Annotated in this window: 18 protein-coding genes; 8 read left to right on the top strand and 10 right to left on the bottom strand. The window is 69.6% G+C overall.

Annotated elements, in window-relative coordinates:
* Position 1: 1 nt before the first annotated feature.
* A complete protein-coding gene (locus EV137_RS03085; RefSeq protein WP_134009957.1) occupies positions 2 to 511 on the bottom strand; it encodes a DUF2231 domain-containing protein in 510 nt (169 codons plus the stop codon).
* A gap of 97 nt (positions 512 to 608) precedes the next feature.
* On the opposite strand from EV137_RS03085, the gene EV137_RS03080 reads away from it, so the two are divergent.
* Positions 609 to 1,343 carry a helix-turn-helix transcriptional regulator gene (locus tag EV137_RS03080; protein ID WP_202870797.1) on the top strand — a complete coding sequence of 245 codons (735 nt, stop codon included), beginning with the start codon at positions 609 to 611 and terminating at the stop codon, positions 1,341 to 1,343.
* Here the strand turns inward: EV137_RS03080 and EV137_RS03075 are convergent.
* Positions 1,311 to 3,464: a DEAD/DEAH box helicase gene (locus EV137_RS03075; RefSeq protein WP_238175059.1), complete on the bottom strand. Its 2,154-nt coding sequence runs from the start codon at positions 3,462 to 3,464 to the stop codon at positions 1,311 to 1,313. The genes EV137_RS03080 and EV137_RS03075 overlap by 33 nt on opposite strands.
* A 266-nt stretch (positions 3,465 to 3,730) precedes the next feature.
* Here EV137_RS03075 and EV137_RS03065 point away from each other — a divergent pair, with 266 nt between their 5' ends.
* Both EV137_RS03065 and EV137_RS03060 read left to right on the top strand, forming a co-directional pair.
* Positions 3,731 to 6,100 carry a phosphoketolase family protein gene (locus EV137_RS03065; protein WP_238175058.1) on the top strand — a complete coding sequence of 790 codons (2,370 nt, stop codon included), beginning with the start codon at positions 3,731 to 3,733 and terminating at the stop codon, positions 6,098 to 6,100.
* A 64-nt stretch (positions 6,101 to 6,164) separates the two neighbouring features.
* Entirely contained in the window at positions 6,165 to 6,644 is a 480-nt protein-coding gene (locus EV137_RS03060) for a hypothetical protein (RefSeq protein WP_134126387.1), read from the top strand.
* On the opposite strand, the gene EV137_RS03055 is transcribed toward EV137_RS03060, so the two are convergent.
* Genes EV137_RS03055 through EV137_RS03040 form a run of 4 tightly spaced genes read right to left on the bottom strand, consistent with a single transcriptional unit; the run spans position 6,629 to position 9,343 of the window.
* The gene (locus EV137_RS03055; protein ID WP_134126385.1) at positions 6,629 to 7,258 is read right to left on the bottom strand and encodes a UdgX family uracil-DNA binding protein; all 630 of its coding nucleotides are present in this window, start codon (positions 7,256 to 7,258) and stop codon (positions 6,629 to 6,631) included. The two genes, EV137_RS03060 and EV137_RS03055, sit on opposite strands and share 16 nt — an antisense overlap.
* Entirely contained in the window at positions 7,258 to 7,920 is a 663-nt protein-coding gene (locus tag EV137_RS03050) for a DUF6766 family protein (RefSeq protein ID WP_134009965.1), read from the bottom strand. Before EV137_RS03050 ends, EV137_RS03055 begins: the two co-directional genes overlap by 1 nt.
* Before the next feature lie 29 nt (positions 7,921 to 7,949).
* Positions 7,950 to 8,432, bottom strand: coding sequence for a vitamin K epoxide reductase family protein (locus EV137_RS03045; RefSeq protein ID WP_238175057.1), 483 nt, complete (start codon positions 8,430 to 8,432; stop codon positions 7,950 to 7,952).
* Positions 8,433 to 8,434: 2 nt separating this feature from the next.
* The gene (locus EV137_RS03040; RefSeq protein WP_134126383.1) at positions 8,435 to 9,343 is read right to left on the bottom strand and encodes a DUF929 family protein; all 909 of its coding nucleotides are present in this window, start codon (positions 9,341 to 9,343) and stop codon (positions 8,435 to 8,437) included.
* 176 nt (positions 9,344 to 9,519) lie between these two features.
* On the opposite strand from EV137_RS03040, the gene EV137_RS03035 reads away from it, so the two are divergent.
* On the top strand, positions 9,520 to 10,146 hold the full coding sequence (locus EV137_RS03035) for an SAM-dependent methyltransferase (RefSeq protein WP_134126381.1): 627 nt from the start codon (positions 9,520 to 9,522) through the stop codon (positions 10,144 to 10,146).
* Here the strand turns inward: EV137_RS03035 and EV137_RS03030 are convergent.
* Positions 10,121 to 11,266, bottom strand: a complete 1,146-nt coding sequence (locus tag EV137_RS03030; protein WP_238175056.1) for an MFS transporter — start codon at positions 11,264 to 11,266, stop codon at positions 10,121 to 10,123. The genes EV137_RS03035 and EV137_RS03030 overlap by 26 nt on opposite strands.
* An 83-nt stretch (positions 11,267 to 11,349) precedes the next feature.
* Between EV137_RS03030 and EV137_RS03025 the strand changes: the two genes are divergently transcribed.
* Positions 11,350 to 12,216 carry an AurF N-oxygenase family protein gene (locus tag EV137_RS03025; protein WP_238175055.1) on the top strand — a complete coding sequence of 289 codons (867 nt, stop codon included), beginning with the start codon at positions 11,350 to 11,352 and terminating at the stop codon, positions 12,214 to 12,216.
* Positions 12,213 to 13,460: an FAD-dependent oxidoreductase gene (locus EV137_RS03020; RefSeq protein ID WP_134126377.1), complete on the top strand. Its 1,248-nt coding sequence runs from the start codon at positions 12,213 to 12,215 to the stop codon at positions 13,458 to 13,460. Before EV137_RS03025 ends, EV137_RS03020 begins: the two co-directional genes overlap by 4 nt.
* On the opposite strand, the gene sigJ is transcribed toward EV137_RS03020, so the two are convergent.
* The gene (sigJ, locus tag EV137_RS03015) at positions 13,423 to 14,310 is read right to left on the bottom strand and encodes an RNA polymerase sigma factor SigJ (RefSeq protein ID WP_134009973.1); all 888 of its coding nucleotides are present in this window, start codon (positions 14,308 to 14,310) and stop codon (positions 13,423 to 13,425) included. The two genes, EV137_RS03020 and sigJ, sit on opposite strands and share 38 nt — an antisense overlap.
* 93 nt (positions 14,311 to 14,403) lie before the next feature.
* On the opposite strand from sigJ, the gene EV137_RS03010 reads away from it, so the two are divergent.
* A complete protein-coding gene (locus EV137_RS03010) occupies positions 14,404 to 14,844 on the top strand; it encodes a YybH family protein (RefSeq protein WP_134009975.1) in 441 nt (146 codons plus the stop codon).
* On the opposite strand, the gene EV137_RS03005 is transcribed toward EV137_RS03010, so the two are convergent.
* Positions 14,834 to 15,610, bottom strand: a complete 777-nt coding sequence (locus EV137_RS03005) for a serine/threonine-protein kinase (RefSeq protein ID WP_166679756.1) — start codon at positions 15,608 to 15,610, stop codon at positions 14,834 to 14,836. The two genes, EV137_RS03010 and EV137_RS03005, sit on opposite strands and share 11 nt — an antisense overlap.
* A 159-nt stretch (positions 15,611 to 15,769) precedes the next feature.
* On the bottom strand, positions 15,770 to 17,446 hold the full coding sequence (locus tag EV137_RS03000) for an ABC transporter ATP-binding protein (RefSeq protein WP_134126373.1): 1,677 nt from the start codon (positions 17,444 to 17,446) through the stop codon (positions 15,770 to 15,772).
* Positions 17,447 to 17,551: 105 nt separating this feature from the next.
* On the opposite strand from EV137_RS03000, the gene EV137_RS02995 reads away from it, so the two are divergent.
* Complete coding sequence (locus EV137_RS02995) at positions 17,552 to 18,895, top strand: sensor histidine kinase (protein ID WP_134126371.1); 1,344 nt, start codon at positions 17,552 to 17,554, stop codon at positions 18,893 to 18,895.
* Positions 18,896 to 18,906: the final 11 nt, after the last annotated feature.

Raw genomic sequence — 18,906 nt, 5'->3', positions numbered from 1 at the left:
GTCAGCTCCTCGGTTCGAAACCTTCCGCCTGGTCCTGCTCCTCCGCGACCCGGACGCCGTACCGGAACGCCAGCTTGCCCCCGAGGTAGCCAGAGATTCCCAAGGCCACCAAACTGACGCCCGACAGCACGACCGGCCCGATCGCGACCTGGTCCTCCTCGCCGTGACGCCACCAGGCGTTTGCCGCGTACGCCAGGGTGATGGCGACGTTCAACGTGAGGTGGATCAGCCCGGTCCGGAACGCTCGTGTGCCGCTCGGAAGGGTGAAGAAGTCCAGCAGCCCGACGCTCGCGGCCGCCAGCGCGCCGACGATGCCGATGACGATCAGCCACTCCGACGAGCGGACCAGGTACGACGCGTCCGACGCCGCGCGGGACCCGATGTCGAAGACGAAGCTCGCCACCCAGGCCCCGATCGGAATCGTGACCAGGACCGGATGGAACGGGTGACCGTACGGGCCCGTGAGCAGTGCACTCACCGGGCGCTTCGCCGCCGTCTGCCGATCGGACATCGGGCCTCCTCATTTCACCAATTGAGTTTGGTCTTATTCATCAGGTTCGGTCAAGATCTCGCGGGTTTCCGGGTTTTCGCCCATCGGGGTGTCCGTTATGGTGAGCAGGGTGAACGACGCGGCGATCGTGGCGCTGGCGGCGCTCGGCGACGAGTCGCGACGCCGGATGTTCGAGTTCGCCCGGCGGGCCGGGCGGCCGATCAGCCGCGACGACGCCGCGGCCGAGGTGGGGATCTCGCGGAAGCTGGCGGCGTTCCATCTCGAGCGGCTGGTCGAGGCGGGGTTGCTGCGGTCGCATTTCGAGCACGTCGCCCGGCTGCGGAAGGTGGGCCGGGCCCCGAAGCTGTACGAACCGGTGGGCACCGACCTCAGGGTGTCGATCCCTCCGCGTCAGCCGGACCTGCTCGCGGAGATCCTGCTCGACGGCGCACTCAGCGACGAGCCGGTCAGCCCCCTGGAATCGGCGCGCCGGGCGGCGTTCCGTCGTGGCGAGAGACTGGGCGAACAGGAGCGGGCGCGGTCCCGGCCGGGGCGGCTGAGCGCCGAGCGGGCGCTGACGTTGTCGGAGGCAACTTTGTCGGGCGCCGGCTTCGAGCCGGTCCGGCCGCGGCCGGGGTGTGTGCGGTTGCGCAGCTGCCCCTTCCACCCGCTGGCGGAGGCGCAGCCGGAGGCAGTGTGCGGTTTCAACCACGCCTTCGTGTCCGGCCTGTTGTCCGGTCTGGAGGCGAACACTGTCGAGGCGGTCCTCGACCCCGACGGCGGTGAGTGCTGCGTGGAGATCACCGCCGCCGGAACTGCGTCAGACCGTGGCTTCGAGGGCTCGGGTCAGTAGGGCGGCCAGGGCCTCGAGCTGGAAGTCGGCGGAGGAGCCGACCTCTTCGTCGGAGCCGTCGAGGGCCTTGGCGGCCAGGCCGGCCTTGGCGTCGATCAGGTCGGCCACCCGGGTGTCGATGGTCTGCGCGGCGATGATCCGCCACGCAGTGACCGGCTCGTCCTGGCCGATCCGGTGCACCCGGTCGATGGCCTGGGTCTGCTCGGCGTTCGTCCAGGACAGCTCGGCGAGCACGACGTTCGACGAGACCTGCAGGTTGAGGCCGACGCCGGCGGTCAGCAGCGAGCAGACCGCGATGGACACCTCGGGATCGTTGACGAAGGCATCGATGTTCTTCTGCCGGGTCCGTGCGGTCTGGTCGCCGCGGATCGACGAGTACTTGATGCCGCGCTCGGCGAACAGCTCCTCGGCGGTGTCCATCACCTCGATGTGGCGGGCGAAGAACACCACCTTGCCGACGTTCTGCGCGAGCTGTGCCGCGTAGTCGGCGGCCAGCCCCGCCTTCGCCTGACCGATCCGGCGGAACAGGCTGAACACGTTGTCGCCGGTCTTCTTGTTCGCCATCTCGGCCCGCTCCCAGCCGGCCACCTGGCGGACCAGGTCGTGGTCGATACCGTCCACGACGATGCCCAGGCGACGGGTCTCGAGGGCGGTCCGGTACCGCTCCACGAGGCGGTCCGCGAGCTCCCGCTCGGCGGCCCGGATCGAGCGCCCGGCGGCACCGTCGAGCTCGACCGGGAGGTCGGCGATCCGGCGGGCCGGGATGTCCGCGGCCACGTCGACCTTACGGCGCCGGACGATCCCCATGTCGATCACGCTGGCCCGCGCGGCCGCGTTGAACCCGGGGTCGGCCGGGGTCAGGTCGGTCGCGTCGAGCTTCTCCATCAGCTCGGCCCGCGGCGCCTTCTCGTCGATCCAGCCGAGGAACTCCCAGATCGCGGTGAAGTCCTCGATCGAGTTGATCAGCGGCGTACCGGTGAGGGCCATCAGCAGCGGCCGGGCGGTCCGGCTGCGGATCCGGTTGGACAGGTCGAGGACGTTGCGGGACCGCTGCGACTTCTTGTTCTTGATGAAGTGCGCCTCGTCCACGACCATGCCGCGGAACCCGAGGTCGCCGAGCCAGCCGACGTGCCGGTCGAGGATCTCGTAGTTCACGACCACGATGTCCGCGAATCCGTCGATCGTGTCGCCGTCGCCGTGGATGACGGTCGGCGTACGGCGGGGTGTCCAGAGGCCGGCCTCGCGGGCCCAGTTCGTCTTCACGACGTTCGGCACCACGACCAGCAGGGGATACGCGTCGGCGGCCTGCGCGGCGAGCAGTGCCTGGGCAGTCTTGCCCAGGCCGGGTTCGTCGGCGAGCAGGAACGTCCGGTGGCCCTGCGCCGCGGCTTCGATCAGCCCCGCCTGGTGCGGCATCAGTTCGAGGCCGCGGCGGCGGAGCGCGTCGATGCCACCGGCCAGCTGGAGCGACTTCGGCTCGGGCAGATTCATGGTGGCCGAGGCCGCCGCGTGCTCGAACGAGCGCAGCAGCGGCCCGATCAGCTCCCAGCCGCCGAGCCGGCTCGGCTTGGCCGCGCGGGCCGGGGCGTTGGAGAAGTCCGGGGCGAGGAACGGGTTCGCGAGCTGCCGCGCCACGACCGCCTGCGGCACCACCCGACGGGTCTGCGTCTCCGGGGGAGCGGCGGGTTGCTCCGGCTCCGGCTCCTCGGGCGCCTCCATCCCGGCGTCCTCCAGCATCTGCCGCCGGAGCGCGGCCGCGGCCTCGGAGATCACCGCGTCCTCGGCCAGCAGGCCGAGCAGCGAGGGCTCCATGGCGGCGGTCTTCGCCAGGATCGTCGCGATCCCGTCGAGCCGCCGGAGCTGCTCGGTGCGGTACGCCTCGGTGGCGGACTCGGCGCCGTTCACCCGGGCCCGCTCCTCGCGGACCAGCAGGGCGACGACCTGGAACTTCGTCCGGGTCGACGGCTTGATCGCAGCGCGGGTGACCGCGGCCTCGACCTCCCGGACGGCCTGTGCGAGGACCTGGATCAGACCGTCGGACTCACCGTCACGGACGCGACGCCGGCGACGGGGAGCGGAACGGGTAGCGCCGGGCTGGCGCTGACCTCGTCGGGCCAACATTTCCTCCTGTGTCGTGTCACGGCGGAGCCGTGACGGAATACCGGACCACGCGGGGACCGACCCGCCGACGGGGCGCGACCCCGTGACGTACCCAATGACGTGCAGAGGGCCGTTCAGAGGGTCCTCCAGGAACACGGCTCAGAATGCACCGCTCCTGTGTGCGCGATCGAGATCCCATGCTACCCGCACTCGGCCGAATGTTGCAGACCGGCACCGGGTACCAGCCCGGAACACGAAGAACTTCGCCGATCTTCGAAGGGCCCACCGTGGAGCAGATCGAGACCAAGGCACTGCGCGACGACGAGTTGCGAAGGATCGACGCGTACTGGCGCGCGGCCAATTACCTGTCCGTCGGCCAGATCTATCTGCTCGCCAATCCGCTCCTGCGGGAGCCGCTGCGACCGGAACACATCAAGCCGCGGCTGCTCGGCCACTGGGGGACGACGCCCGGGCTCAACCTGATCTACACGCACCTGAACCGGGTGATCAGGCAGCGGGACCGGGACATGTTGTTCGTGACCGGCCCTGGACACGGCGGGCCGGCGTTGGTGGCGAACACGTGGCTGGAGGGGAGCTGGACGGCGGCGTACCCGAACACGACGCGGGACGAGGCCGGGATGGGGCGGCTGTTCCGGCAGTTCTCCTTCCCGGGAGGTATCCCGAGTCACGTGGCGGCGGACGTGCCGGGCTCGATCAACGAGGGCGGCGAGCTCGGCTATTCACTCAGTCACGCGTACGGCGCTGCCGCCGACAACCCGGATCTGGTCGTGGCCTGTGTCGTTGGCGACGGTGAGGCCGAGACCGGTCCGCTCGCGGCGTCGTGGCACTCGAACAAGTTCCTGAACCCGGCGCGCGACGGCGCCGTACTGCCGATCCTGCACCTGAACGGCTACAAGATCGCCAACCCGGCGTTGCTGGCGAGGATCGGTGACGAGGAGCTGACCGCGCTGATGCGGGGATACGGGTACGAGCCGTACCTGGTCGAGGGCGCCGAGCCGGCCGAGGTCCACCACGCGCTGGCGGCCACGCTGGACCGGTGCCTGGACCGGATCGACGAGATCCACCGCGAGGCACGGTCCGCGGATCAGGCACCCGCGCGCGCCGCCTGGCCGATGATCGTGTTGCGTACGCCGAAGGGATGGACGGGTCCGCGAACGGTCGACGGCGAGCAGGTCGAGAACACGTGGCGATCGCATCAGGTGCCGCTGTCCGGCGTCCGCACGAACGAGGACCATCTGCGTCAACTGGAGGACTGGCTCCGCAGCTACCGGCCGGAGGAACTGTTCGACGAGCAGGGCCGTCCTGTCCCGGAGCTCCTCGAGCTCGCACCGGGTCCGGAGCGGCGGATGGGATCGAGTCCGCACGCCAACGGCGGTGTGCTGAGCCGCGACCTCGAGCTGCCGCCGGTGGAGGAGTACGCCGTACCGGTGAAGGTGCCCGGCGCCGAGGACGGGGAGCCGACGAAGGTCTTCGGCGCGTTCCTCCGGGACGCCTTCCGGCGGAACCCGGACAACCTGCGGCTGTTCGGCCCGGACGAGACCGAGTCGAACCGTTTGAGCGCGGTCTACGAGGAAACCGGGAAGCGGTGGCTCGCCGAGCGCCGGGACACCGACAACCACCTCGCACCGGACGGCCGCGTGCTGGAGATCCTCAGCGAACACACCTGCCAGGGCTGGTTGGAGGGGTACCTGCTCACCGGGAGGCACGGTCTGTTCTCGTCGTACGAGGCGTTCGTCCACATCGTCGACTCGATGGTCAACCAGCACGCGAAGTGGCTGAAGACGATCAACCGCCTCGAGTGGCGGCGGCCGGTCCCGTCGCTGAACTACCTGCTCACGTCGCACGTCTGGCGGCAGGACCACAACGGGTTCTCGCATCAGGATCCGGGGTTCATCGATCATGTGGTGAACAAGAAGGCCGAGGTCGTCCGGGTCTACCTGCCGCCGGACACGAACACGCTGCTGTCCACGATGGACCACTGCCTGCGGACGCGGAACTACATCAACGTCGTGGTCGCCGGCAAGCAGCCGCAGCCCAACTGGCTCGACTGGGACGAGGCGGCGGTGCACTGCGCTCGAGGTGTCGGCGTGTGGGACTTCGCGAGCAACGACGAGGGCGACCCCGATGTGGTGATGGCCTGCGCGGGCGACGTACCGACGATGGAGACGCTCGCCGCGGTCGACCTGCTCCGCGAGCACCTGCCGGACCTGCGGATCCGGGTCGTGAACGTCGTCGATCTGATGCGGCTCCAGGACGCGACCGAGCATCCGCACGGGCTGCCGGACGCGGAGTACGACGCGCTGTTCACCACGGACAAGCCGGTGATCTTCGCGTACCACGGCTATCCGTGGCTGATCCATCGCCTCACCTACCGGCGGCACGGTCATGCCAACCTGCACGTCCGCGGCTATGTCGAGGAGGGTACGACGACCACGCCGTTCGACATGGTGGTCCGCAACAACCTGGACCGCTACCACCTCGCGATGGACGTCATCGACCGGGTGCCGTCGCTGCAGTCCCGCGCAGTGTCGACGCGGCAGTACTTCGCGGACCAACGCACCCGCCATCGTGCCTACGTCACCAGGCACGGCGAGGACCTGCCGGAGGTCCGGGACTGGCGCTGGTCAGCCGGGTAGCTCGACCGCGACTGCGACGCGGCCGGCATCTACAGTGGCATCGGGTCCTAGGTTGGGAGGGCGAATGGCAGAGGATTCGCATGTGCTGGAGGCCGGGCACGCTCCGACGCCGTTCACGGCCGCCGAGATCCGGGACGCGACGACGGTGGGGAAGTCCATCACGCGCCGCGTCGAATCGGTCGGCGCGGAGCCGTTCCTGCTGATCAGCACGTACGTCGAGTGCGACGAGTCCGGCGCCACGCTGGAACGTTCGCAGCGGTCGCTCGACGGCGCTCCGCTCGGCGAGCCGCAGGTGATGAAGACGACCTGGCTGGACCTGCAGCGGCACGCCTCGTTCACGGCCGACGGTACGACGATCGAGCCGGAACGGATCGAGACCGCGATCGGCGCGCTGGACTGCCTGCGCTACACCGTGCGGGACGGCGGGACCGACGAGATCTTCTGGTTCGCGACCAGCCTGCCCGGCATGCCGATCCAGCAGCTGACCCGGACCGACGGGCAGATCGTGGCATCCGTCTCCGTGGTCGACTACACGGCCTCCTGACCGAGTAGGTCGACCGCGACGCGGAGATCGTCGACGAAGCGCTCGAAGTCGCGCCGGAACTCCTCGGACCGAACCACGGATGACGGATGCACGGTCGCCACGGCCGGCAGGCCGCTCGGCAGCTCCACCCGTTTGCCCCGCTCTTGCGTTACGCGGAAGGTGGAGCCCAGGAGAGCCTTGGCCGCGACCGAGCCCATCACCACGACCAACGAGGGCTTCACGATCTCGAGTTCGCGCCGCAACCACGGATGGCACGCCGTGATCTGACTCGCAGCGGGCGTCTTGTGGATCCGTCGCTTCCCCTGCCGTTCGAACCGGAAGTGCTTCACGGCGTTCGTCAGATACACCTCCGACCGCACGATCCCGGCCTCGGCCAGCGCCTTGTCGAGCAGATGCCCGGCCGGACCGACGAAGACGTGCCCTTCCTTGTCCTCGTGGTCGCCGGGCGTCTCGCCGACGAGCATCATCCGCGCCCGCACCGGTCCTTCACCGGCGACGGCCTGCTCGGCGTCCTGCCACAGCTCGCAGCCGCGGCAGTTGCCGAGCTCCGCGCGTACCTTCCGCATGCCGCCCTGCTGCGGCACCCACTTCTCGGCTCCGGGATGTTTGGTCATCAGCCGCCCGTTTCGGAGTGCGGCGCGTGCACCGGCTTGGACTGCGCCGAGCGCCGCTGCCGCAGATAGATCGACCCGCCGATGATCGCCGCGACGGCCAGGAACTCGCTCTGCCAGTTCTGCAGCGACTCGTACCAGAACTGCGAGGTCCCGAGATACTGCCAGGTCGTCACCGCCGTGCCGCCGTGTTGCAGCTCCTCCTCGCTGTACGTCGCCGCGCCGGTTGCCGCGTGCAACCAGAACGACAGCAGGAACACCAGGCCGAACGCGATCGCCAGCGAGTTCTCGTACAGCCTGAGAATCAGCTCGGAACCGTGCCGTACCGGCCACGGCGCGGTCCGGTCGGACCGATGGTCGCGGGGATCCTCGTCCTGCGGCGCCGGCTCGTCGATGGGCCGGGACTCGGCCGAGCCCTTCTGCACCAGGTACGCCGTGAGCAGGACGTACATGAACATCTGCAGGAACTCGGACTCCCAGTTCTCGAACACCGCCTCGCCGAACGACGACGAGCCGACGTACTGCGCGAACGTCTGCGGCGCCTGGCCGTGCTCGGTGAGCTCGGAGTTGTCCTGGGCGTGGCCGACGACTGCCAGGCCGATCAGGAAGCAGAAGAACAGCACCAGGTTGGCCAGCAGCAGAGCCCGCAGTCGTAGCCATCGCATGCGGCTCCAGTACCCGCTGCCACGCTATTTCATGACGCGGGCGGGACCAGGGCCAGGCGGATGATCACCAGCGCGAACAGAACCAGCGTCAGAGCGTGAACGACCGTGCACCACAGGCAGATCGCGTTGATCTGGAACAGTTCGGCCCAGATCAGGTAGCAGACGAACACGACTCCGGTCAGTACGCCGGCCAGCCGCAGGCGGCTCGGCCACGGTGACGACGTACGCCACATCGGCGGCACCGAGAGGGCGGTCATGCCGGCGAAGAACGCGAGGCCGAGCAGCGCGACCGGGATCCCGAAGACCTTCGAGTACTGGCTGCTCGTCACCTTGGCGCAGTTGACCACCCCGGTGTCCGGGCACGCGAGCGTGGTGCCGGCGGTGAAGTGCTCATAGGTCAGGTACGCCGCCACCGCGAGACCGGCGACCGACACCACCAACGTGGCCCAGGGGATCCAGCCCAACGAGGTCCGGGACGGGTGTTGTGCGGTTTCGGTGCTTGAACGAGGCACGCTCAGCCCTTCGCCGCGCCGAGCTTCGCCGCCGCCGCTGTCACCGCGTCGGTCGAGCAGACCTTCGCCGGCTGGTTGTTCGTCAGCTTGCAGATCGCTGCCGTGTACACGTTCGCGGAGCCGTCGACCGCCTTCGCGATCGGGCTCGACGGGTCCTTGAGCGCGTCCGCGATCTCGGTCTGCGTCTTACCGGCCAGCAGATCCGGGCTGTACGTCGCCCCGGACCCGACGTACTTGCCGCCGAGATCGATGAACGGGATCGAACCGTCGCTGTCGACGTACGGCGGCTTGTTGTACGTGTCGAACGTCTTCTGGTCCTCGGCCGTCGGGGTGTCGAGCGGCTTGTACCCGTTCCCGACCATCTCGTTCGTGGTCGTCTCGACGCCCGTGAACGCGAGGTACTGGCTGGTGTACGTCGCTCCGTGGAACGACAGCGTCGGCGTGTTCGGGAAGACGTCCTCGGACGCGGAATGCGTCGTACCGAGGTTGCTGAACGTCCCGAACCGGGACAGTGCGACGGTGACCGGCCAGCGCTCCGCGGCGCAGTACGGGCAGAACTCGGCGCCGATGTAGAGCACCTTCGGCTTCCCGCCCGCGGTCAGCGCCGGCGCCGTGATCGCCGACGGGGCGGCCTTGACCTCACTGGTGCCGACCGCGGCGAACGTCGAGTCCGGGATCGAGGAGAGCGCGGTGACGAGACCCGCGTCGGCCGCGCCGCTCGGACCGGTCGCGGTCTTCTTGCCGCCGCCGACCAGCCGGATCGTCACCAGGCCGCCGACTATCACCACGACCAGGACGACCGCGCCGACCGCGAGCAGCAGGCGCCGCCGCCGCTCCGCCTGCTGCTGGGCGGCCAGCTGCGCCGCGATGCGCTCGCGGGCCGCAGCCTTCTGTTCGACACGCCGTGCCATGACTCTCCTCTGATCGCGCGCAGGCTCCTGAAGGACAACTATCCATCGCCCCCGGAAGTTCCTGCCTCTCCGTCACCGAGAGATTACAGATCGCGCGCGTTGTCACCGGACCTGGGGAGGATTCCTTCCCGGATCGGGCAGGAAAACCTCCCCAACACCTGTCTAGGCTGCGGGACATGGACTGGCAGGCGTGGCACACGAAGTACGACGATCCTGAATCCGCACTGTCGCGGCGGTTGGAGGCGGTGCAGGCGCAGGTACGCGCGGCACTGGATCGAGCCCCGGCGGGTCCGGTTCCCGTGATCAGCCTTTGCGCGGGGCAGGGCCGAGACCTCATCGACGTACTGGAGGACCATCCGCGGCGTGGCGACGTACAAGCGCGGCTGGTCGAGCTCGACCCTGAGTTGTCGGCGTTTGCCCGCGAGCGGGCGAGCGGTCTCGATCAGGTCGAGGTGATCACGGGCGACGCGTCGCTGACCGATCAGTACGTCGGTATGGTGCCGGCTGAGCTGGTTCTGCTGTGCGGGATCTTCGGCAACATCACGTCCGCGGACATCGAGCGCACGGTCGCGACGACCCCGCAGCTCTGCCGCACCGGCGCGACGGTGGTCTGGACGCGCCATCGCGACGAGCCGGACCTGGTGCCGACGGTCTGCGACTGGTTCGAGGCGCGCGGCTTCGAGCGGGTCTGGGTATCCGCTCCGGAGGCCGATTTCGGAGTGGGCGCGCACCGATTCACCGGCGTACCGGAACCACTGGTGACAGGGCAGAGCCTGTTCAGTTTCGTGCCGGGCGGAGCATGAGCAGCCCGAGCGCGAGGAGTACGGCGAGGGCGAGATAACCCACATCGAGTACGGCGACTGTCGCGACCGTGGCGACGAGCAGCGGACCGCCTGCATCGCCGAGTTCGCGTCCGAGCTCGGCGGTGCCCATGGTCTGGCCGAGTCGCTCGGGCGGCGTACTAGCGGCCAGTGCCGCGAACCCGAGCGGTGTGATCACACCCGTGCCCGCACCGATCAACGCGGACGCGATCAGCAGGAACGCAACGCCGGGCAACGCAGCGCAGACGAAGCCGACCGCTGCCAGACCCAACCCCAGTGCGATGCCGGTGCTCGTCGTCAGCTTGCCGGCGTCGAGTGCGCGGCCCGTCCGCGGTTGCACGACCGCCGCAGTCGCCGCGAGCAATGACACGGCCGCGCCGGTCGCGATCGTGCCGAGCCCGTCCGCCGCGCCGGTGACCGGCAGGAACCCGACACCAACCGACAATGCCGCCGTCGCAGCCGCGAGCGCCGTGGTCGGGCGCAGGAACACCGGGTCGGTGATCCGCCGCGCAAGATCCAGCACGGTCTGCCGGGTCCGCGGCAACGGCGGCACCGCAGGTACGGCGATGAGTGCCCAGACGGCAACGCCCGCAGCGAGAACAGTCATCACACCGAACAACAACCGGAACCCGCCGAGCCACACCAACCCACCACCGAGCAACGGCCCGGCCGTGTACCCGATGCTCTTGTAGAACCCGTAGCTACCGAAGGCGCGCCCGTGCTTCGCCGATGGATTCAACCGGGCAACCAACGCCGAGGCGGCGGGGGAGAAGGCCGAGGCCGCCGCACCCTGTCCGAGGCGCGCAACCCACAACCAGCCGGGCCGGTCCACGAGCACATAGGTGCCTGAGGCAATCGCGAAACCGGCGAGTCCGAACAGCAGCATCGGGCGCGCGCCGATCCTGTCCGCGATCGTGCCGAACACCGGTTTCAGCAGCACCTCCGCCCCGTCGTACAGGGCGAGCAGCAAACCGAGCGTGAGGAGCGAGGTGACGGCGTCGGACGAGGAGGCGCCGAGGTTCGCCGCCACCGCGTGCGCGCCGAACGCGGTCGTGAACCCGGCCGCGTACAACGGCGACATCGTCATCGCTCGATCCGTCACAGGGAGGAATGTAGTCCTCGACAGGATTTGAACCATCGAGTATGTTACATAGACGATGTCATATCGACTCGGAGGTGTGCTCGATGGACAAGACCGCTGAGCGGTTGCTGGGGTCGGCGAGCCGGTTGTCCCGGGACCCGGAGACCGAGATCGACTGGGACGCTCCGGTCGGCGACGGGTACGGGATGTCGCCGGAGTGGAGCACGCTCTACGGGACGCCGTACTGGGACGAGCTGACCGAGGCGCAGCAGCGGGAGCTGACCCGGCACGAGTCCGCGTCGGTGGCAACGACCGGGATCTGGTTCGAGATGATCCTGCAGCAGATGATCCTCCGGGACGTGTACGACAAGCCGCCGCGGAGCGCCGAGTTCCAGTGGGCGCTGACCGAGATCGCCGACGAGTGCCGGCACTCGATCATGTTCGCTCGGGCGACCGAGCGGATGGTCGAGCCGGCGTACCGGCCGCGGCTGCTCGCGCGCGAGCTCGGCCGGATGTTCAAGACGGTCGCGACCGGTGAGACGGCGTACGCCGCGATTCTGGTGGCCGAAGAGGTACTGGACGTCATGCAGCGCGACTGGATGCGGGACCGCCGGGTCGAGCCGCTGGTGCGGACCGTGAACCACATCCACGTGGTGGAGGAGTCGCGGCACATGGTGTTCGCGCGCGAGGAGACTCGTGAACGGCTGGCCGGCACGGGGCGTGCGCGGCGCTGGGTGAGTGCGCTGGTGATCGCGATCGCCGCCGACATGATCGTGTCGAGCATGGTGGGTCGTGAGGTCTACGCGAACGTCGGACTGGACGCCGAGCGCGCCGTCCGCGAAGCGCGGCGCAACGAGCACCACCGGTCGTTGCTGCGGACAAGCTGCGCGAACCTGATGGACTTCCTCGGATCGGTCGGGCTGCTGACGCCCGCGGCGGCCCGGGTGTATCGGCGGACCGGTCTGCTGTGAGTTATGTGATCTCGGGGGAGTGCTGCTCCGACGCGAGCTGCGTCGCGGTCTGCCCGATGAACAGCATCCACCCGTCGCCCGGCGAGCCCGGATTTGGCACCGGTGTGAGCCTGTTCGTCGATCCGCGGACCTGCATCGACTGCGGGGCGTGTGCTGACATCTGCCCGGTGGACGCGGCGCAACCGGCGGACCAGGCGGCGCCTGAGGACGTCGAGCGGAACGCGGCGTACTTCGCGGAACGCGCGCCGCTCGAGGCCACCGACCTGGACAGCTGGGAACCGCCGTCGTACCAGGTCTGGGGCGACGGTCCGCGCCGGGTGCTCGTCGTCGGCGCCGGACCGGCCGGGATGTACGCGACGCGCGAGTTGTTGCTGCGGACAACGGCCGAGGTGACACTGGTCGACCGCAGCGACCGGGTCGGCGGCCTGGTGCGGTTCGGTGTCGCGCCGGACCACCCGCGGACCAAGCAGATCATCGACACGTTCGAGCGGATCGTCGGGCACTCCCGGGTGCGCTGGCTGCCGGGCACCGACGCCGCTTCGATGACCAGCGGGTACGACGCGGTGATCCACGCGGTCGGGGCGCGCCGCAGCCGGCGGCTCGGGATCATCGGCGAGGAGGCGGCGTGCACCGCCGAAGACTTCGTTGCCTGGTGCAACGGGCGTCCCGGTGCGTCGCTGCCGGTCGAGCTGAACGGACCGCGGGCAGTCGTGGTCGGGAACGGGAACGTCGCGATCGACCTCGCGCGGATCCTGCTGAGCGACGAGGAACGTCTGCGCTCGATGGACGTGACCCCGCAGGTACGTCGTACGCTCGCGGCCAGCGGGATCAAGGAGGTCGTGCTGCTCGGTCGGCGCGGACCCGAAACCGCGGCGTACACGGAAACGGCGTTGCAGGAGCTGCTCGCCGCGGCCGGCGACCGGGTCGAGCTCCGGTACCACGCCCGGCCGACCAGTTGGACGTCCGACGGGCTGACGCTCGACTCCGGCGAGACGATTGCGGCGGGCAACCTGTTCACCGCGATCGGGTTCGAGGGCCAGGCGATCGACGGGCTGCCGTTCGACGCGGAGCGCGGGATCGTCCCGAACGTCCGCGGCGCCGTCGTCGGCCGGCCCGGTCACTACGTGGCGGGCTGGATCAAACGCGGCGCACGCGGTGGGATCGGCGTCAACAAGGCCTGCGCCCAGGAGACCGTGACGACGCTGGTCAGCTCTTCCAGGGCTGCAGCTTCTCCGGGTTCCTGATCGCCCAGATGTTCGTGATGTGGTCGCCGGCCACGTCGAACGCGATCACGGTCTCGACGACACCTTCGAACTCGATCACCAGCCCGGGCTGACCGTTGACCGTGCGCTCGATGAGCGTGCGGCCGAGGTTGAACACAGGGAGATCGGCGAAGTACTGCGCGACGTCGGTGCCACCGTGCACCGGCGCGAGCGAGGCCTTCACGATGCCGCCACCGTCGGCGACCGCGGTGACCTCGGGATCGAGCAGATTGACGAGGGCCGCGATGTCGGTCGCCTCCCAGGCCGCCTTGAACTCCCGCACCAGCTCCGCCCGCCGCGCCGACGGCGCCGCCGGGTGCTCGGCCTCCCGGATCCGGCGCCTGGCCGACGAGGCCAGCTGACGGCACGCCGCCGGTGTCCGGCCGACGATCTCGGCGACCTCCGGGAACGGGTACCGGAACACGTCGTGCAGGATGAACGCGACCCGCTCGGCCGGTGTCATCGCGTCGAGTACGACGAGGAACGCCATGTTCACCGACTCGTCCAGCGTCACCCGGTCCGCGGGGTCGGCGGATCCGGTGTTCCACTCGGTGGTTTCGGGCAGCGGCTCGGGGATCCATTCGCCGACGTACCGCTCCCGCCGGGCGCGGGCGGACCGCAGCAGGTCGAGGCAGATCCGGCTCGCGACCTTGGTCAGCCACGCAGCCGGGTTGTCGATCGCCTGCTGCTCGTCCGGGGTCATCGCGTACCAGCGCGCGTACGTCTCCTGGACCACGTCCTCGGCGTCGGCCAGCGACCCCAGCAGGCGGTACGCGAGATTGATCAGCTGCCGCCGCTCGCTCATGATCGCGCTCAGGCCCGGGTCACTCATGTCGGTCCTCTCCTCGTTCATACCTGGTACGACGGAACAGCCCGGCGAACTGTGAGGTCTGACAGTTCACGGCGGCATCTCGTCGTACCGGTCATGACTACACAGAACGCTGTATCCGAAGTCGAGATCCGCGAACGTGTCGACGTCCTGCTGGCGGCGATCCGCAGCGGCGACCTGGACGCGGTCCGGACCATTTTCGCTCCGGGCCTCGTCTCCTTCGACATCGAGCCCCCGCTGCGGCACCTCGGCGCCGAGAAGAAGTGGGCGAACTGGGAGCGCGTCTTCGAAGTCTTCGAGTTGCCGCTCGAGTACGAGGTCCGCGACCTGACCGTTCTCGTCGACGGAGAGCTCGCCGTCGTCTACGCCGTCAACCACATGAACGCCGCACTGCGCGGCGCAGGCAAGATCGACTACTGGCTGCGCTGGACGGCCGCCTGGCAGAAGATCGACGGGCAGTGGCTCATCGTCCACGATCAGGTCTCCGTCCCCACGAACTTCCAGGACCGCACCGCGGCGATGGATCTCATGCCCTGAGCCAGGCCGGCCACGGGCGCAGCTCGCCGGCCGCCTCCGCCAGCGCGGTCAACGCCTGCTCAACGGTGGGATTAGGCATGAGCAGGAACCGCAGGCTGTCAGGCAGCTCACCGCAGGCTTCGGCCAGCGTCTGGCCGAGGCTGTAGAGGTCCATCGCGGCGGACACCGGCTCGCAGGCCTCTTGCGCCGGTGACGCGTAGCCGAGCGTACCGACCGGGTGACCAGCCGGCTGTGCGCTCCCGATGGCCCTGGCACTGCCGTAGTCGATCAGGACTGGTCGACCGTCGCGCAGGACGATGTTGTCCGGTTTCACGTCGAGATGAGCGAGACCACGCCGGTGCAGTGCCATCAGAGCTGGGAGCAGCTGAGATCCCAGGAGAGCGGTCTCCTCGACACTCAGAACGCCGTTCTCCTCCAGTTCGTCGCCCAGCGTCGGGCCGTCGACGTACTCGACGAGAACATAGGGGATCGCGGCGTCCGTGCCGTCGCCCAGCAGCCTCGGGACGGCCGGGTGAATGTTGCCGGACAGCGCGGCGGTCTCACGGCGCAGGGACTTGACCGCGCGGGGGTGCTGGATCTGGTGAGGGCGAGCGGCCTTGAGGACGGCCGGTGCCCAGAGTGCGACCGACCAGACCAGCCAGGTCTCGCAACGATGGCCGACGCCGAGGCGTTCGACGGCGAACGTTCCGCCAGGCAGTTCGCAGCGCTCGGCCCAGTCCCAGACGGGCAGTCCGTCCTCGGTGTCTGTCTCTATGTCGGCTAACACGATTCTCTCCAGCAAGATCGGAGCCTGCCGCCGGGAGGCCGCCCGGCGGCAGGCTGGTGGGTCAGCCGCGCGAGCGGCTGCGGGAACGGCTGCGGCTGCGCGAACGGGACCGGCTACGGGACCGTCCGTGGTGCATGACAGGCTTGACACGCATCGGATTCACCTCCTTCCAGCGAGTTGGTGGTCGAGGGTGACGACCCGGTCGGCGATCGCCGCCAGGTCGCGATCATGGGTGACCATCAGCATCGTGCGGTGTGCGGTCGTGGTCCGGATGGCCTCGATCACCGCGGCCGCGGAGACCGGGTCGAGCGAGGCGGTGGGCTCGTCGAGCAGGACCATCGGCGCCGGCGAGACGGCGGCCCGGGCGAGCGCCACCCGGCGGCGCTGACCGCCCGACAGCCGTACGCCGCTTTCGCCGAGCGGGGTGTCGTAGCCGAACGGCAGCCGGCCGGCGAACTCGTCCACCAGGGCGGCCCGCGCGGCCGCGACCACGCCGACCCGGGTGGCGTTCTGGTTGCCGAAGGCAATGTTCTGGGCAATCGTCGCGTCCAGCAGCCACGGGTCCTGCGGGACGAAGGCGAGCCGGTCCCGCAGACTGCGCTGGTCGCAGTCGCGGATGTCGACTCCGTCGAGCAGGATGCGTCCGGCATCGACGTCGTACAGGCGCAGCAGCAGGAGGAGTGCGGTGCTCTTGCCGATGCCACTCGGGCCGAGCAGACAGACGGTCTCGCCGGCGGTGATGTCGAGGTCGAACCGGTCGAGCACGGGGCGCCCGGGTTCGTAGCCGAAGGTCACGCGCTCGAACCGAATGCCGGAGCGCAGCCTCGGTGCCGGCCGGGCGTCGGGGCGATCCTCGACCGCCTCGTCGCAGTCGAGCACCTCGCGGACCCGAACGGCGCTGGCGCCGGCTTTGGCGAGTACGACGGACAGCCGGGTCAGGCCGCGGACGGGGGAGTAGAGGTCCCGGAGGTACGCCAGGATGACGAGAAGCTGGCCGACGGTCAGGGCTCCGGCCAGGACGTGCCGTCCGCCGACGACCAGGACCAGGGCCGCCCCGATCGCCAGGACGATGTCGGCCATCGGGGTCCAGCGCGCATCCACGTCGACGGCGCGCAACTCGACGTCGAGGACGGCGCGGTTCCGGCTGCCGAAGATCGCGGCGGCCCGGTCGATCCGGCCGAACGCCTGGACGGCGCGAACGTTCCGGAGCAGGTCGGTCGTTGCCCCGGCCAACCGTCCGGCCTCGGCACGGGCGTCCTGCTGTGCGGCGCGGATCCGTCGGCGCTGCCGGACCGCGAGGACGCCGAGCACCGGTGCGACGGTGAGTCCGACCAGTGCGAGCTCGGGGTCGAACGCGATCAGCAGGGCGAGTACGCCGATCAGCATCACCGCGTCGGGAAGAAACGACGTGGTCACCGCGACAACCGCGTCGAGGAGCCGGCCGACGTCCGTGGTGAGCCGCGAGACCAGCTCGCCACTCCGCATCCGGTCGTGCCACCTCAGCGACCGCGTCATCGTGCGCTGGAACATCGTCGCCCGCAGCGCGGCACCGATCCGCTCGGCCGCGCCTTCGACGGTCCGCAGGCTCGCCATGTCGAGCACACCGATGACGGCGGACAGCACGACGCTGCCCGTGCCGGCGAGGACCAGTACGGCAAAGGGTGCGCCGGCTGCCGGCGCAGGACCGAAAGCATGGTCGACAGCGAGCGCCAGCGGCCACGGGCGGAGCAGCACCGCGCCGACCCGCAGTACGACGAGGCCTGCCGCGGCGGCGAGCGAAGGCAGCTCGACTCGTGCGGCGGGCCCGGCGACTGCGAGCGACATCGGAAGCTTCATGCCGACCACGCTCTCCGCAGGCTGGTCGGCTTCGGTAGTGCACCTTGGTACTAGGACCGTTGTCGGGCTGCCGTGCGGCGGTGGGCGCACCCTACGATCCCTGACATGGGGAGACTTCGGCGCGCGGACCGCGGCCAGCTGACCGAGCGCACCAGACAGCACGGCTCCACGGTCGGGTTGCTGGTGCGCTTCACAGCAGCCGGTGTGATCGTGCTGCTCTCGCTGGCCGCGCTGATCGCCTTCGTGGCGCGGCAGGCCGGCGTCGAGCAAGCGACCGAGTCGGCCCGGCAGGTCACCTACGTGACAGCGCGGGGTGTTGTTGAACCGCGACTGGACGCTGCGGTGGTGGCCGGGGAGCCCGCAGCGCTGCGATCGTTCGACGCGGCGATGCGGAAGTACGTGTTGCAAGGGTCCCTGGTCCGGGTGAAGTTGTGGAACGCCGACGGCCGGATCGTGTACTCGGACGAGCCGCGGCTGATCGGTCGGCAGTTCCCTCTCGGACCCGAGGAGCAGGAAGCGCTGCGGCGGCAGGGCAGCAGTGAGTCCGAAGTGAGTGACCTGAGCCGGCCGGAGAACCAGTTCGAGATCCCGTACGAGAAGTTGCTCGAGGTGTACGTCGGGGTGCGGGGGACCAATGGTGAGCCGATGCTGTTCGAGGCGTACTTCGAGTATCAGGCGGTCACCGCGGCGGGACAGGCCGCGTGGAAGCGGTTCGCGCCGCCGTCGTTGGGGGCGTTGCTGGTGCTGGAGTTGGTGCAGATTCCGTTCGCGTGGTCGCTGGCCCGGAGGGTGCAGCGGCAGCAGCAGGACCGGGAGCGATTGCTCCAGCACGCCGTCGACGCCTCGGACGCCGAGCGCCGGCGCATCGCGGGGGAGTTGCACGACGGCGTCGTGCAGGAGCTGACCGGGTTGAACTATGCGTTCGATGCGATGCGGCTCGGTCACCCGACCGACGACCAGCGGGCGGAGTTGATCGCGGACGGCGCCGGGCGGCTGCGGGCGAGTATCGGATCGCTGCGGTCGTTGCTGGTCGACATCTATCCGCCGAACCTCGCCGAGGAGGGGCTGGCGTCGGCGCTGGCCGAGCTGGCAGCCGGACTGGAGCGGGCAGGGGTCGAGGTTCGGCTCGAGACCGACGGCGCGGAGGAGCTGCCACCGGCTGTTGCGGCGCTGTTGTTCCGGACCGCGCAGGAAGTGGTGCGGAACGTCGCTGCGCACAGCGGAGCCGCCGAGGTGCTCATCAAGGCCGGTCGCGTCGACGGGCGTGCGGTGCTGATCGTCGACGACGACGGGCGCGGATTCGACGAGTCGCGGCTCGGAGAGCGCAGTAGCGACGGGCACCTCGGGCTACGCTCGATCGGCGACCTGCTGGCCGAGTCGGGCGGCACACTGACCGTCCGGGCCGCGCCCGGCCAGGGGACACGGGTGGAAGCCGAGGTGCCGGTGTGACAGGGGGAGAG

This window comes from Kribbella pratensis, assembly GCF_004366075.1.
In the GTDB taxonomy this organism is placed as follows: domain Bacteria; phylum Actinomycetota; class Actinomycetes; order Propionibacteriales; family Kribbellaceae; genus Kribbella; species Kribbella pratensis.
Note: the sequence above shows the minus strand (reverse complement) of the source record. Positions and strands in the feature narration are given on the sequence as shown.